Origin of the sequence: Bradyrhizobium rifense, assembly GCF_008123425.1 — a bacterium.
Classification (GTDB): domain Bacteria; phylum Pseudomonadota; class Alphaproteobacteria; order Rhizobiales; family Xanthobacteraceae; genus Bradyrhizobium; species Bradyrhizobium rifense.
On the sequence record NZ_VSSS01000014.1, the window covers coordinates 255,005 to 268,361 of the forward strand.

The window sequence follows — 13,357 nt, forward strand, 5'->3', positions numbered from 1 at the left end:
AAAACGCGTCGTACCGGTTCTGCCGGGGAATTCCCCACGCACGGGAGGTTATAATGCGCGTATCAGAATCTAGTGCACCCTCCGAACCCTTGACACGATTTCGTAGTCGCGAGCCGGGACTTCAAACTACAGCACCAGAATGTTCCTTTGCAATTGATCACCAGTTTCACTTGGTGGCAAACAGCCTGGTCGAACTGCTTGAGACTGCAAGGCGAGAGCTAGAGCGTGACCGAGAGTTGGCCAAGGCGACACTGAATACAGCATCGCGAATCTTGTACACGGAGATCGGGCGTTGTTCTGTCGCCAACGGTCGCCGAAGAGGTGGTCTAGTGGCTTGGCAGATCGCTCGCGTGCAAGCTTACATTGACAGCAACTTAGATCGCGCCCTTCGCGTCCGGAATCTCAGTGCGGTCGTATGCCTGAGCCCAGCGCACTTCTGTCGAAAGTTCAAACTAGCATTTGGCGAGTCGCCACATGCCTACGTGGTGAGAAGGCGTCTGGAGAGAGCCGGTCACCTGATGCTGACCAGTGCGGCATCACTGAGTGAAATAGCCTTGAACGTAGGTCTTTCGGATCAAGCGCATCTATGCAGGCTCTTCAGAAGGGCTTTTGGTCAAAGTCCGGCCGGCTGGCGACGCGAACGCGGAATCGCTGGTCAGATGGAGCAATCAGCAGCCTGTTTGCTCGGCTAGAGCGGAAACGACAAGCCTAGTGTCTCGGCGGCTATGGTGTGACCGAGCGGGGCACCTAGATCACTCCGCGATCCGTCTCAGATCGAAGTCTTCGAGGTACCGGGGCTTGGAGGCGTTTGCTTTGAAGGCACACGGCGTGTTCTCGAAACAAAGACGGCAAGAACGTTCTAGACGCGAGAACAGCCTTCAAGACGGTAGCTTGTTTGAACGTCACATTAGCCGATGCGAAAATTGGTTGCGCGGGTTCTAGTGGTTGGCAGTTGCGCCGGTTGTCGTCGTGTGAGCGTTGAGGCGCCGTGCCATGGAGGCAGGGATGCATAGCGAACAGGTGTACTGGGTGTTCACCGTTAGCGTCGATCAGATGGACAAGTTCAAGCCGCTGATACCAAAGCTTGTGGCTGCGACAAAAAAGGAGCCAGGCGCGCTGCAGTTTGAGTTCAACATCGGGGACGACCAGAAGACGGTTGACATCTTCGAACGCTACACGGATTCGAAGGCGGCCCTGCTCCACCAAACGGAAAGCTTTGCGCCAAACTCGAAGGAGTTCTTCGCTGTGGCCAAGCTCACTCGCTGGGTGATCTATGGCAGGCCCTCCGACGAGTTCAAAAAGGCGAATGCGGACTTCCACCCGATCTATATGACAGCCTTCGATGGCTTTGTCAGGTGACGGGATTGGGTTCTGGATTGAAGGTCGCGAGCCTGGCAGCGGACATTGTTGAACGGCTGCCAGATGCTGCGCTGAACAATCGTATGTGTTCCGATCAGGTCCGGCATGACGACGCGGAGTGTTGAGATCATAGAGGATAAATCCGGCAAGCACGCTATCGAATACGGCATCGTACCCCTCGACGTGATGGCGTCGATGTCGGGGCTCGATTTTGTCCGCGCGATCTTCGCGAGACGATTGCCGGAGCCGCCGATCATGCAGACAGTCGAGCCGTTCGGCTGCACGGTCGAATCCGGCGCCGTCGTGATTCACAGCGTGCCGGGTCTTCGGCACTACAATCCGATCGGCTCGGTGCATGGCGGCTATGCCGCGATCCTCTTGGATTCCGCGATGGGTCTCGCGGTGCAGAGTACGTTGCCGGCGGGCACCGGCTACGCCACGCTGGAATTCAAGATCTCATTCGTGCGCGGCATGAGCGAGACGAGCGGCGTGATCCGCACCGAGGGCCGCGTGCTCAACGCCGGCCGCCGCGTCGCTACCGCCGAGGCGCGCATCACGGATGCAGGAGATCGGCTGCTGGCGCATGCTACGACGACGTGCCTTGTGTTCGAAATTCTGAAGGAGAGCACGAAAGGCTGACGTTGAAATGGCGGGGGCCTTTGGGCTAGGCTTTCGCTGCAGGTGAAGAGAGGGCTCCCTTGTGCCTCCCGAGCGGATCGAACGCAAGCTCGCCGCCATCCTGGCCGCCGATGTGGCTGGCTATAGCCAGCTCATGGGAGCTGACGAGGAAGGCACTCTCACACGCCTGAAGGCCTGCCATTGTGAATTGATGGAGCCGGAGATTGCGGAGCACCGTGGGCGCGTCGTCAAGACCACCGGAGACGGCATCCTTATCGAGTTTCCGAGCGTGGTGGACGCCGTGCGCTGCGCGATGGACGTTCAGCGTGGCATGGCCGAGCGCAACGCGGATGTTACAGATGAGCAGCGGATCGAGTTTCGCGTCGGGATCAATCTTGGCGATATCATGATCGACGCCGAGGACATTCATGGCGACGGAGTGAATGTCGCGGCGAGGTTAGAAAGTATAGCTGAGCCCGGCGGCATCTGCATCTCGGAGTCGTCCTATCAGCAAGTGCGCGACAAGTTCACCGTCCACTTCGAGGATATGGGCTTGCAGCAGCTCAAGAACATCGCGCGACCGGTGCGTGTCTATCGCGTACCGATTGGCCGGAGCGCGCCAAGGGAGAGGCCGGCGCTCGCCCTGCCGGACAAGCCCTCGATCGCGGTACTGCCATTTCAGAATATGAGTGGTGATCCCGAGCAGGAATATTTCGCCGACGGCGTGGTTGAGGATATTATCACTGAATTGAGCCGCATTCGGTGGCTGTTTGTGATCGCTCGCAACTCGACCTTCACCTACAAGGGCCAGGCAGTTGCTGTGAAGCAGGTGGCTCGCGAACTGGGTGTGCGCTATGTGCTCGAAGGATCGGTGCGCAAGGGCGGCAATCGAGTGCGCGTCACCGCGCAAATGATCGATGCGACCTCCGGCGCCCATATTTGGGCCGAGCGATACGACCGCGACCTCAGCGATATCTTTGCCGTGCAGGACGAGATCACGGCGAGTGTTGCGGGAGTCATCGAGCCGGCGCTGGCTGAGGCCGAGCAGCAGCGAGTGTTGCGCAAGCCGCCGGAGCGGCTCGATGCTTGGGAAGCCTATCAGCGAGGACTTTGGCACTTCAACAAATACGGACCGGAGGAAAACCGGACCGCACAGGCTTTTTTTCGCCGAGCCATCGCGCTCGATCCGAATTTCGCTCCCGGCCACTACGGATACGCACTGGCTCTCCAGTGGGATATCTGGCACTTCTCGAGTCGCCCCTTCTTGGAGGTTCAACGAACCCCGCGTGAAGAAGCGCAAATCGGGGTATCGCTCGACGATAAGGATGCGACGGCGCATGCCGTGCTGGCACACATGATGATGTGGGGCGGCGACTGGGAGGCGGCGATCGCGGAAGCGCGCATCGCGGTTGTCCTCAATCCAAACAGTGCCTTTGTCATCAGCATGCTTGGTTGTGTACTAGGGTTCGGCGGCTATCGAGAGGAAGCACTCGAGAGATTGCAGCAGGCAATGCGCGCCAGCCCACACGATCCTCTGATTTGGCTTTGGTCGATCTGGCGTGCGTTTTTGCAGTTTTTTTCACGCGATTTCGTCGCTGCGCTGCAGACATTGCGCCAAGTTATTCGCCTGCGTCCGAGTTATGCTCCCCCTTACGAATACGTCGCTGCGTCGCTCGCTCATCTCGGGCAATTCGACGAGGCGCGCGAAGCACTGGAACATGTTCCCCCGCAATCGGTGGAGCAGCTTCAGCGTTGGCAGCACAGGCCGCCCTGGATGCGGCCCGAGGATTATGCGCTACGGGTCGAGGGTGTCCACCTTGCAGCCGGAGATCGGGGTTGAGCGCGACGCCGCGATCCCAGTCATCTCTGAACGACTTTCAGCCCGCGCGCTAGTCACGGTTTGAACTGCAGCTAGCGAGCGAGGTCATCGAACAGGACTGCCGACGTTCCGAAAATCGTGCGACATCCAGGTTGGCAGGCCCGGGGAAGTGCGAGAGCTGACGGTTCATTGCGAATGAGGAGCTTCGTATCCGGTCCGGATGTACAGGATTTGCGGCTCTTGGCGTAGAGGGGATCAGGTCGTTTTGCACTAGCCGCCGCCATCTCGCCGAGCACGGTGTGAAGCCGGGCGCCGGCGTCGACGTCTTGCGTGATGCGATCGCGCGTGTTGGTGCACGCGCGCCGGCGGAGGCTGCCTAACAACGAGAAAGAGCCGGATCGCAGATTCCAACTCTCTCTCGATCGCGCTTAGCGGAACAGGTCGAAATGGTAGTTCACGCCGACGCGGAAGCTGTGGAATTTCGCGGCGTTCCAGTCCGGCAGGTCGTCGTGCTTGAACTCGGTGTAGAGATACTCGGCCTTGGCCGACCATTTCGGCAGAAACGCCCATTCAACGCCGCCACCCGCGGTCCAGCCCATCTTCATCTTGTTGATAGGGCCGTCCTTCAATTCCCCGGTGGCAAGACCTGCGGTCCCGAAGAACAGCAGCCGTGAATCCATCGTCGCGATGCCGGCGCGGGCGCGGCCGGTCATGTACCAGGGCAGGCTGACCGCGGCGCTGTTGATCGCGTCGCGGTTCTTGATGTCTCCGCCTTCGAAATCGTTCTCGATGCCGACCACGAACATCGGCGAGAGCTGGTAGTTGTAGCCGATCTGCGCGCCGCCGAACGCGCCCTTGACCTTGCCGCCGGTCACCCCGACGAGATTGTTGAAGGCGGTGTCGCCGCTCTCGGCGTAGCCGGCGTTGAGACCGGCATAAAGACCGGTCCAGGAATAGGCAGGCTGCGGCGCCGTGTAGGCCGGTGCGGCGTAATGCGGCGATAGATCGGCTGCGCTGGCGCCGCTCGCGACGAATGCCGCGGCAAAGGGCAGGGTGCGCATCGCGCGACGTAAGGCGGCTCTGGCAGTCATCACTTTCAATCTCCCACTCGGCCGCCTCCGTCACGCGGAGCGGCGCTCGTCCAACCCCGATCCGGGAATAGTTCTCTTATAAACCGACTGGACGGTTTGTAAATGGCGAAAATGCCACAGCCGTGATCGTTTAGTGGGATGGATGACGAGTCTGTCGAAGTGACCGTGCGCGGACGGAGAGCGCCGCCCTCAATCGACCGCCGTGCGCGGCCGGCGGTGGCTGCTCTGGAGCTCCGGGTAGCCGGTGAGCATCAGCGTGTCGGACCGCACGCCCCAGCTCTCCAGGCGATCGAGGAAGCTCATGCCGAGCAGATTGGTCTTCATCAGGCCGCGCGGCACGACGAGGGCCGGCACGGATTTCTCGACGAGATGGCCGACGGCGAGCCGGTCGATCGTGAGCCGCGCCGCCTTGGTGTGGCCGCCGGCGGTTTCGAGATCGACGTCATATTCGAGCATCTCGAGCGGCAGCCCGATTGCCTTGGCGGTTTCCCAGGTCAGCACCACGGAGGTCGCGCCGGTATCGATCACCATGGGCGCGGCGACGCCATTGATCTTGGCGCGCAGCGCGAACTCGCCGCCCTGGCCGCGCTGAATCTGCACGGCGGGGGCAGGCGTTGTCGTTTGCGCGCGAAAAATGTGCGAGACCTTGTGGCTTGCGCGCGCGATCTGGTCGGGATCGCCATAGGCGACCACGGCGCCGGCGGTGGCGGCGAGCGTGATGAGAACGAGCAGGAAGCGGATCATTGCGCGCCTCCGATGGCGCGCTCACCGGTCAAGCGCGTTTCGACGATCCCGCGATCGGCTGCAAGCCGGCATCCACCATGCGCGTGGGCAACAGCGCCATCACTGCGAGCCGTTCCGCGCTCTCCATGGCGTGCCAGCGCGCGATCTCCGGTAAGGTCCGGCCGCAACCGAAGCACAGCTTGGTCTTGGGATCGATCATGCAGACGGCGACGCACGGCGTATCCTTGCTCATCCGGACATAGTGAAGGATTGGCGGGCATGTCTGCAAGCATGTCGTTAAGAGCCCGTGCCCGCGCTCATGATCGGCTTGTGGCGCGGCCTGCGCTTCTCGTCGGGCACCATGGCACTCTCGGGCTGCAGCGGCGGCGCTTCCTCCGACAGCGGCGCGAGCGCGCTCATCACGCGCTCCGGCGGGAAGGTGACGATCACCTCGGTGCCGATGCGCAGCTTCGACTTCAGCGTGAACGTGCCGCCATGCAGATCGATCAGGTTCTTGGCGATGGGCAAGCCGAGGCCTGCGCCCTGTTCGGCCGATTTGATCGAGTTGGAGCCTTGGCCGAACGAGGCGAGCACGACCGGGATCTCCTCCTCGGGGATGCCGGGGCCGGAGTCCTTCACCGACAGATACTGCCCGCCCGAAGCGGTCCAGCCCGCCTTGAGCCAGATCTCGCCGCCTTGCGGGGTGAACTTGATCGAATTGGAGAGCAGGTTGAGCACGACCTGGCGGATCGCGCGCTCGTCGGCCCAGAGCCGCGGCATCGCCTGCTCGAACACCTCGTGGATGGTGATGCCGCGGCTGGAGGCGCGCAGCTTCATCAAATGGTGGCAGTCGGCGACGACGCCGACCAGCGACACCGCTTCCTCGTTCAATTCGTAGCGGCCGGCCTCGATCCGCGACAGATCGAGGATCTCGTTGATGAGGTTGAGCAGGTGCACGCCGGAATTATGGATGTCGCCGGAATACTCCTTGTAGACCGGTACGGCATGCGCGCCAAAAATCTCACTCTTCATCACCTCGGAGAAGCCGAGGATGGCGTTGAGCGGCGTGCGCAGTTCATGGCTCATCTGCGCGAGGAAGCGTGATTTGGCGACGTTGGCGGATTCGGCGCGGTGCCGCGCTTCGTCCGAGATCGCCTTGGCCTGTTCGAGCTCGCCGATCAGCGCATCCTTCTCGGCGCGCGCCTCGAGCGTGGCGAAGGTCGAGGAGTGCAGGCGATGCGCCAGCAGCACGAAATAGCCTTCGGCCGCGAGCGCCAGCGCGGCCAGGATGTAGTTGTCGAGCGAACCGCTCATCGCAAAGCTCAACGCCATTGCGACCGCAACCGGCGCGGTGGCGGCAAGTGCGGCGATCGGCAGGTTGGCCGCCAACATGCTCGACACTGCGATCACCAGCAGCATCAGGAACATCATCAGCGTTTCCGTGACCATGTCGAGCACGGGATGAATCAGGATCGCCATCCAGCACAGGCCGTAGAGCAAATCGAGCACGACAAAGCGTGTCCGCCAGGTGCGCGTCGCCGCAGGTGAGGCGGGCTCGGCCAGGAAGCGGCGGCAGCTGCGGATCATCGCCACGTGAAGGCAGATCATGCCGGCGGTCCAGGCTGCGGCCGGGATCGGTTGCATCCACAGTCCGAACAGCACGCCGGTGGCAACCACCAGCAGCATCACGACATAGGAGGCGGACAGGCGTGTCTGGGCATATTGGCGCAACAGCTCGGCGTCGAAGGCCGGCCGGGTTCCGCTGGTCGACGTTAACTTATCGCGCGCTTCGCGCACCCGCTGCGACGCAGCCCTTCGGCTGCTCGCCGACGGAGCGCTGATTGGCTCGGCCGGAAGCTGCACAACTTCAGGCTTTTCAGCGGGGTTACTCATCAAGCAACAACGATTCCTGCCCACGTAGGACGCGGGCCTTCTGCATTGTCTATCTCTGGCAAGAAATCCTTAAGAGGTGACTTAAGGAGCTAAAGAATTACGTTAACCGGGCGTTAATTTTGGATCCCGATGACCGCTCCGCTCAGCCAGGCATGCTGCGCGACATAGACCACGGCGCCGGCCAGATAGCCCGCAAGCGCGGGCACGGCGATGCGGCGGGCGTACCAGAGGAACTCGATCCGCTCGAGCCCCATGGCAGCAACGCCTGCAGCAGAACCGATGATCAGGATCGAGCCGCCGGTGCCGGCGCAATAGGCGATGAACTCCCAGAGGAAGCTGTCCGGCGGGTAGTGGCCGAGGTCGTACATGCCCATGGTCGCGGCCACCAGCGGCACGTTGTCGACGATGGCGCTGAGCAGGCCGAGCACGACGACGATGACATCCTGCCGGCCGATGGTCGCCTCCAGCCATCGGGCCAGCATCGTCAGGAGGCCGGCATGTTCGAGGCAGGCGACCGCCAGCAGAATGCCGATGAAGAACACGATCGAGCCCATGTCGATCCGGGTCAGCGCATGCGCGAGCGAGAGGGGACGGCGCAAATGCTCGTCCTTGTCGCGATGAACGATCTCGCCGACCAGCCAGACGATGCCGAGGCCGAGCAGCACGCCCATGAAGGGCGGCAGGTGCGTGACCGTCTTGAAGGCCGGCACCGCGATCAGCACGCCGAGCCCGAGATAGAACATCAGATTGCGCTCGAACCGGTCGACGGCGAGCAATCCGTTGTCTCTCGGTGGCGCCGCGATGGTCTTGCCCCTCAGCGACAGGCTGATGAAGGCCAGCGGCACGAGCAGATTGACCAGCGAGGGCAGGAACACCGCGCGCATGATGTTCAATGGCGTGATCTGTCCGCCGATCCACAGCATGGTCGTGGTGACGTCGCCTATCACAGTCCATGCGCCGCCGGCATTGGCGGCGATGACGATGAGGGAGGCGAACAGCAGGCGGTCGTCGCGCCTTGCGATCAGCCGCTGGATCAGCGAGACCATGACGATGGTGGTGGTCAGATTGTCCAGGATCGCGCTGAGGAAGAACGCCACGAAGCCGACCAGCCACATGAGCGTGACCTGGCTCGTGGTGTTGATGCGCGAGGTGATGACCTCGAAGCCGTCATGGGCGTCGATCACCTCGACGATGGTCATCGCGCCGATCAGGAAGAACACGATCTGCGCGGTCGAGGCGACGGATTCGTCGAGTTGATGACCGACCAGCGCGTGATCGCCGATCGTGACTGCGTAGATCGTCCACAGCAGCCCTGCGCCGAGCAGCGCGGTCGCGGTCTTGCTGATCCCGAGGGGATGCTCGAACGCGATCGCCGCATAGGTCAGGACGAAGATTGCGGCGATCGCGGTCAGCAAGGCAGTGTCAGGTCAGCGATTGAGGCGCGCGAGCAGGCTCGACGTATCCCAGCGCTTGCCGCCCATCTTCTCGACCTCGGCGTAGAACTGGTCGACCAGTGCGGTGACAGGCAGATTGGCGCCGTTGCGGCGGGCCTCAGTCAGCGAGATCGAGAGGTCCTTGCGCATCCATTCGACCGCGAAGCCGAAATCGTACTTGTCCTCGTTCATGGTCTTGTAGCGGTTCTCCATCTGCCAGGACTGCGCCGCGCCCTTGGAGATGGTCTCGATCACGGCCGCCACATCGAGGCCGGATTTCTTGGCGAAGTGGATACCCTCGGAGAGGCCCTGCACGAGGCCGGCGATGCAGATCTGGTTGACCATCTTGGTCAGCTGGCCGCTTCCGGCGGGCCCGAGCAGCTTGCACATCCGCGCATAGGCGCCCGTGATGATCGGCTCGGCGCCGGAATAGGCGCCGTCGGCGCCGCCGCACATCACCGTCAGCACGCCGTTCTCGGCGCCGGCCTGGCCGCCGGAGACGGGGGCGTCGATGAACTTGAAGCCGGCCTTGGTCGCGGCCGCATCGAGCTCGCGTGCGACTTCGGCGGAAGCGGTGGTGTGGTCGACGAAGGTCGCGCCCTTCTTCATGCCGGCAAAGGCGCCGTCGGCGCCTATCGTGACCGCGCGCAGATCGTTGTCGTTGCCGACGCAGCACATCACGAAATCCTGGCCTTCGGCCGCGGCCTTCGGGGTCGCCGCAGTCTTGCCGCCGAACTTGTCCGCCCACTCCTTCGCCTTGGCGGCGGTGCGGTTGTAGACGGTGACCTCATGGCCCCCTTTTTTCACGAGGTGTCCGGCCATGGGGAAGCCCATCACGCCGAGACCGAGGAAAGCGACTTTAGCCATGTGTGTGTCCGTAGCTTGAGTTTTACGGTTGCAGCCGGGCGAGGGGCGCCAGCCGGGGGTCCTGAGGTTCCGCGCTTGGGCGGACCGGGCGCACCATAAACCCTTGCCGCCGGAGGGCAACGGCTTCGTTTGGCGGCCTCCTGTGCTAGGATGGCGGACCTCAAGGACTTCAAAACAAGGGAGCGAAGGCATGGGTGGCGTGAGCGTCGGCGTCCTCGATCATTTCAACATCCGGACCCGGAATCTGGCCGAGACGGTCCGCTTCTACGAGGACGTGCTGGGCCTGGAAAAAGGCGCCCGGCCGAACTTCGCCTTCCCGGGCGCCTGGATGTACAGCGAGGGCAAGCCGGTGGTGCACCTCGTCGATATTTCCCCGACCTCGGAGCCACAGAAGCCGGATTCCGGCGTGGTCCACCACGTTGCCTTCGCCAGCACCGGTTTTGACGGCATGAAGCAGCGGCTGGCCTCCAAGGGCATGAAATTCGACTCCCGCCAGGTGCCCGGCGGCGATCTCTGGCAGATCTTCGTCCATGACCCCAATGGCGTCATGATCGAGCTTAATTACGAGGCGGCCAAGGAGCAGGGGGCGGCGCCCGCCGAGATGGCTGACGATATCGGCAAGCAGTAGCCTTTTGGCCGTTTCCGCTCTAATGGGGCATCCTCAAGCCTTGAGCATGATCTTATCGGAAAGCCGCCTACACTTTTCCGGATCATGCTCTACTCCAGGAGATGCGCTTTGAGCGTGACGCAGCAACAGGTTCTCGACAGCCTCGCCAAGATCAAGTCGCCCCGCGGGGTCGCGCTCACCAATGCCAATGTGCTGAGCGCGATCAGCGCCTCCGACGGCAAGGTGTTCTTCTCGATCAATGTCGATGCCGCCGAGGCGCGGGCCTGGGAATCCGTCCGCGCCGAAGCCGAGGCCGCCGTGCGCGGCATTCCCGGCGTCACCACTGTGATGGTGGCGCTGACCGCCGAACGCAAGGCGGGTGCGGCACCTCCGCCGCCAACTCCGAGCCGCGGTACGCCGGGCGTGCAGTCGGTCCACGCCCACAAGCCGCCGCCGCAGGGCGGTGCCCAATCGCCGATGGCGCGGCAGTCCGAAATTCCGGGCGTCGCCGCCGTGATCGCAGTCGCCTCGGGCAAGGGCGGCGTCGGCAAATCGACCACCGCGCTCAATCTGGCGCTCGGCTTGCGCGACCTCGGCCTCAAGGTCGGGCTGCTCGATGCCGACATCTACGGCCCCTCGGTGCCGCGGCTGACCGGCCTGCACGAGAAGCCGGAGCTGGACGGCGAGCGGAAAATGATTCCGCTCAAGCGTTTCGGCCTCGCCATCATGTCGATCGGCTTCCTGGTCGAGGAAGAGACCGCGATGATCTGGCGCGGCCCGATGGTGATGTCGGCGGTGACGCAGATGCTGCGCGACGTCGCGTGGGGCACGCTCGACGTACTCGTCGTCGACATGCCGCCGGGCACCGGCGATGCCCAGCTGACGCTGGCGCAGAACGTGCCGCTGAAGGGCGCGGTGATCGTCTCGACCCCGCAGGACCTGTCCCTGATCGACGCGCGGCGCGGGCTTGCCATGTTCAAGAAGGTCAACGTGCCCGTGCTCGGCATCGTCGAGAACATGAGCTACTTCCAGTGCCCGCATTGCGGCACGAAATCCGACATCTTCGGTCATGGCGGGGCGCGCCACGAGGCCGAGAAGCTCCAGGTACCGTTCCTGGGCGAAATCCCGCTGCACATGGCGATTCGCGCCACCTCGGACGCCGGCAATCCCGTCGTCGACAGCGAGCCGGACGGCCCCCATGCGGCGATCTATCGCGCCATCGCGGGACAGGTCCGGGACCAGCTCAAGGGCGTCATCGCAGCCGCTTGAGCCGATTGTCTGGGAACATGCGACTTTGGTCGTCCCCCGTCATGCCAATGTCGCGTTCCGCGGCAAGGGCTTCCGTGTTAAACGCCACGGCAGCGAAGCCCCTTCGGTTCGGCGCGGTCCGCATCGCGTCGTCGGAATGAGCGGCAGCAAATGAGGAAGTTCGGGGAAACGCCCCAACAAGGAGAGACCTGAAGATGAAGCGTCGTGATTTTCTGAAAGTGTCGGCAGCAGGCGCGGCGGCAACCGCAGCAGTAGCCTCGCCGGCGATTGCGCAGTCCTCGCCCGAGATCAAGTGGCGCATGACGTCGAGCTTCCCGAAGTCGCTCGATACCATCTATGGCGGCGGCGAGCAGGTGGCGAAGTACGTCGCCGAAATGACCGACAACAAGTTCCAGATCCAGGTGTTCGCCGCCGGCGAAATCGTCCCCGGCCTGCAGGCGCTCGATGCGACCTCGAACGGCACGGTCGAGATGTGCCACACCGTGTCGTACTACTACGTCGGCAAGGATCCGACCTGGGCGATCTACGCCTCGGTGCCGTTCGGCCTCAACGCGCGCCAGCAGAACTCCTGGTGGTACCAGGGCGGCGGCGAGCAGCTCGGCAACGAGTTCTTCAAGAAGTCGAACGTGATCGGCTTCCCCTGCGGCAACACCGGCACCCAGATGGGCGGCTGGTTCCGCAAGGAGATCAAGACCGTTGCGGATCTCTCGGGCCTCAAGATGCGCATCGGCGGCATCGCCGGCCAGGTGCTCCAGAAGGTCGGCGTGGTGCCGCAGCAGCTCGCCGGCGGCGACATCTATCCGGCGCTGGAAAAGGGCACCATCGACGCGGCCGAGTGGGTCGGCCCCTACGATGACGAGAAGCTCGGCTTCGCCAAGGTCGCCAAGTACTACTACTATCCGGGCTTCTGGGAAGGCGGTCCGATGGTCCACGCCTTCACCAACCTCGACAAGTGGAATTCGCTGCCGAAGAACTACCAGGCGATCCTCACCAACGCGATGGCCAACGCCAATACCTGGATGGCCGCGCGTTACGACATGCAGAACCCGGGCGCGCTGAAGCGTCTGGTCGCCGGCGGCACCCAGCTGCGTCCCTTCACCAACGAAGTGCTCGAAGCCTGCCTCAAGGCCACCAACGAGCTGTGGGGCGAGATCTCGGCCAAGAACGCCGACTTCAAGAAGTCGATCGACGCCATGCAGGCCTACCGTTCCGACGAATATCTGTGGTGGCAGGTCGCCGAATACACCTACGACAGCTTCATGATCCGCTCGCGCACCCGCGGCTGATCTTCGAACAAGTCGTAAGACCAAATGGCCCGGCCTCGTTCGCGAGGCCGGGCTTTTTCTTTGGCAGCGTATCGGGCGCCGAACAAAAATCCGCAAAACAACCCCATGCACAGTAGAGACGGGGTGACGGCATGTTGCGCGGTGACTACCGCCAACAGTTTGACGCATTGGGATAAATTAGAGGGAAGGGGCATCGCCGCGCAGCCTTGGTCGGCGTGGTCATTTGGCGCAGGCCTGCTCCCACGCTGTCATTGCGAGCGCAGCGAAGAAATCCAGGGTCCCTCCGCGGAAAGATTCTGGATTGCTTCGCTGCGCTCGCAATGACGCGCGGATGGAGTTGGGGCTCAGCCGAGCTTCGAAGCCGTTTGACACGACCAGGCTGAGCAAGAAAT

The 13,357-nt window shown here is 62.9% G+C and carries 12 protein-coding genes and 2 pseudogenes; 8 read left to right on the forward strand and 6 right to left on the reverse strand.

What is annotated here, in order from left to right:
- The first annotated feature begins 53 nt into the window (after positions 1 to 53).
- The 5 genes and pseudogenes from FXB40_RS50340 to FXB40_RS49030 form a co-directional block, all read left to right on the forward strand.
- On the forward strand, positions 54 to 692 hold the full coding sequence (locus FXB40_RS50340; protein WP_148771727.1) for a helix-turn-helix domain-containing protein: 639 nt from the start codon (positions 54 to 56) through the stop codon (positions 690 to 692).
- 313 nt (positions 693 to 1,005) lie between these two features.
- On the forward strand, positions 1,006 to 1,359 hold the full coding sequence (locus tag FXB40_RS08400) for a putative quinol monooxygenase (RefSeq protein WP_148771728.1): 354 nt from the start codon (positions 1,006 to 1,008) through the stop codon (positions 1,357 to 1,359).
- Positions 1,360 to 1,464: 105 nt separating this feature from the next.
- Entirely contained in the window at positions 1,465 to 1,998 is a 534-nt protein-coding gene (locus FXB40_RS08405) for a PaaI family thioesterase (RefSeq protein WP_187436731.1), read from the forward strand.
- A gap of 61 nt (positions 1,999 to 2,059) precedes the next feature.
- A complete protein-coding gene (locus FXB40_RS08410; RefSeq protein ID WP_148771729.1) occupies positions 2,060 to 3,817 on the forward strand; it encodes an adenylate/guanylate cyclase domain-containing protein in 1,758 nt (585 codons plus the stop codon).
- Between the two features lie 254 nt (positions 3,818 to 4,071).
- Positions 4,072 to 4,176 (forward strand): annotated as a pseudogene (locus FXB40_RS49030) (tRNA dihydrouridine(20/20a) synthase DusA); the annotation flags it as partial.
- Between the two features lie 48 nt (positions 4,177 to 4,224).
- Here FXB40_RS49030 and FXB40_RS08420 read toward each other — a convergent pair.
- The 6 genes and pseudogenes from FXB40_RS08420 to FXB40_RS08445 form a co-directional block, all read right to left on the reverse strand.
- Positions 4,225 to 4,887: an outer membrane protein gene (locus tag FXB40_RS08420; RefSeq protein WP_187436732.1), complete on the reverse strand. Its 663-nt coding sequence runs from the start codon at positions 4,885 to 4,887 to the stop codon at positions 4,225 to 4,227.
- A 189-nt stretch (positions 4,888 to 5,076) separates the two neighbouring features.
- Entirely contained in the window at positions 5,077 to 5,631 is a 555-nt protein-coding gene (locus FXB40_RS08425; RefSeq protein WP_148771731.1) for a TIGR02281 family clan AA aspartic protease, read from the reverse strand.
- Between the two features lie 28 nt (positions 5,632 to 5,659).
- On the reverse strand, positions 5,660 to 5,863 hold the full coding sequence (locus FXB40_RS08430; protein WP_148771732.1) for a DUF1289 domain-containing protein: 204 nt from the start codon (positions 5,861 to 5,863) through the stop codon (positions 5,660 to 5,662).
- 44 nt (positions 5,864 to 5,907) lie between these two features.
- Positions 5,908 to 7,503 carry a sensor histidine kinase gene (locus FXB40_RS08435; RefSeq protein WP_148771733.1) on the reverse strand — a complete coding sequence of 532 codons (1,596 nt, stop codon included), beginning with the start codon at positions 7,501 to 7,503 and terminating at the stop codon, positions 5,908 to 5,910.
- Between the two features lie 113 nt (positions 7,504 to 7,616).
- On the reverse strand, positions 7,617 to 8,918 hold the full coding sequence (nhaD, locus tag FXB40_RS08440; RefSeq protein WP_148771734.1) for a sodium:proton antiporter NhaD: 1,302 nt from the start codon (positions 8,916 to 8,918) through the stop codon (positions 7,617 to 7,619).
- Positions 8,919 to 8,930: 12 nt separating this feature from the next.
- Positions 8,931 to 9,827: pseudogene (locus tag FXB40_RS08445) on the reverse strand (NAD(P)-dependent oxidoreductase); the annotation flags it as partial.
- Positions 9,828 to 9,993: 166 nt separating this feature from the next.
- On the opposite strand from FXB40_RS08445, the gene FXB40_RS08450 reads away from it, so the two are divergent.
- From FXB40_RS08450 to FXB40_RS08460, 3 genes are all read left to right on the forward strand, one after another.
- A complete protein-coding gene (locus FXB40_RS08450) occupies positions 9,994 to 10,431 on the forward strand; it encodes a VOC family protein (RefSeq protein ID WP_148771736.1) in 438 nt (145 codons plus the stop codon).
- Between the two features lie 108 nt (positions 10,432 to 10,539).
- Complete coding sequence (locus FXB40_RS08455; protein WP_187436733.1) at positions 10,540 to 11,679, forward strand: Mrp/NBP35 family ATP-binding protein; 1,140 nt, start codon at positions 10,540 to 10,542, stop codon at positions 11,677 to 11,679.
- Between the two features lie 194 nt (positions 11,680 to 11,873).
- Positions 11,874 to 12,965: a TRAP transporter substrate-binding protein gene (locus tag FXB40_RS08460; protein WP_045000937.1), complete on the forward strand. Its 1,092-nt coding sequence runs from the start codon at positions 11,874 to 11,876 to the stop codon at positions 12,963 to 12,965.
- The last annotated feature ends 392 nt before the right edge of the window (positions 12,966 to 13,357 follow it).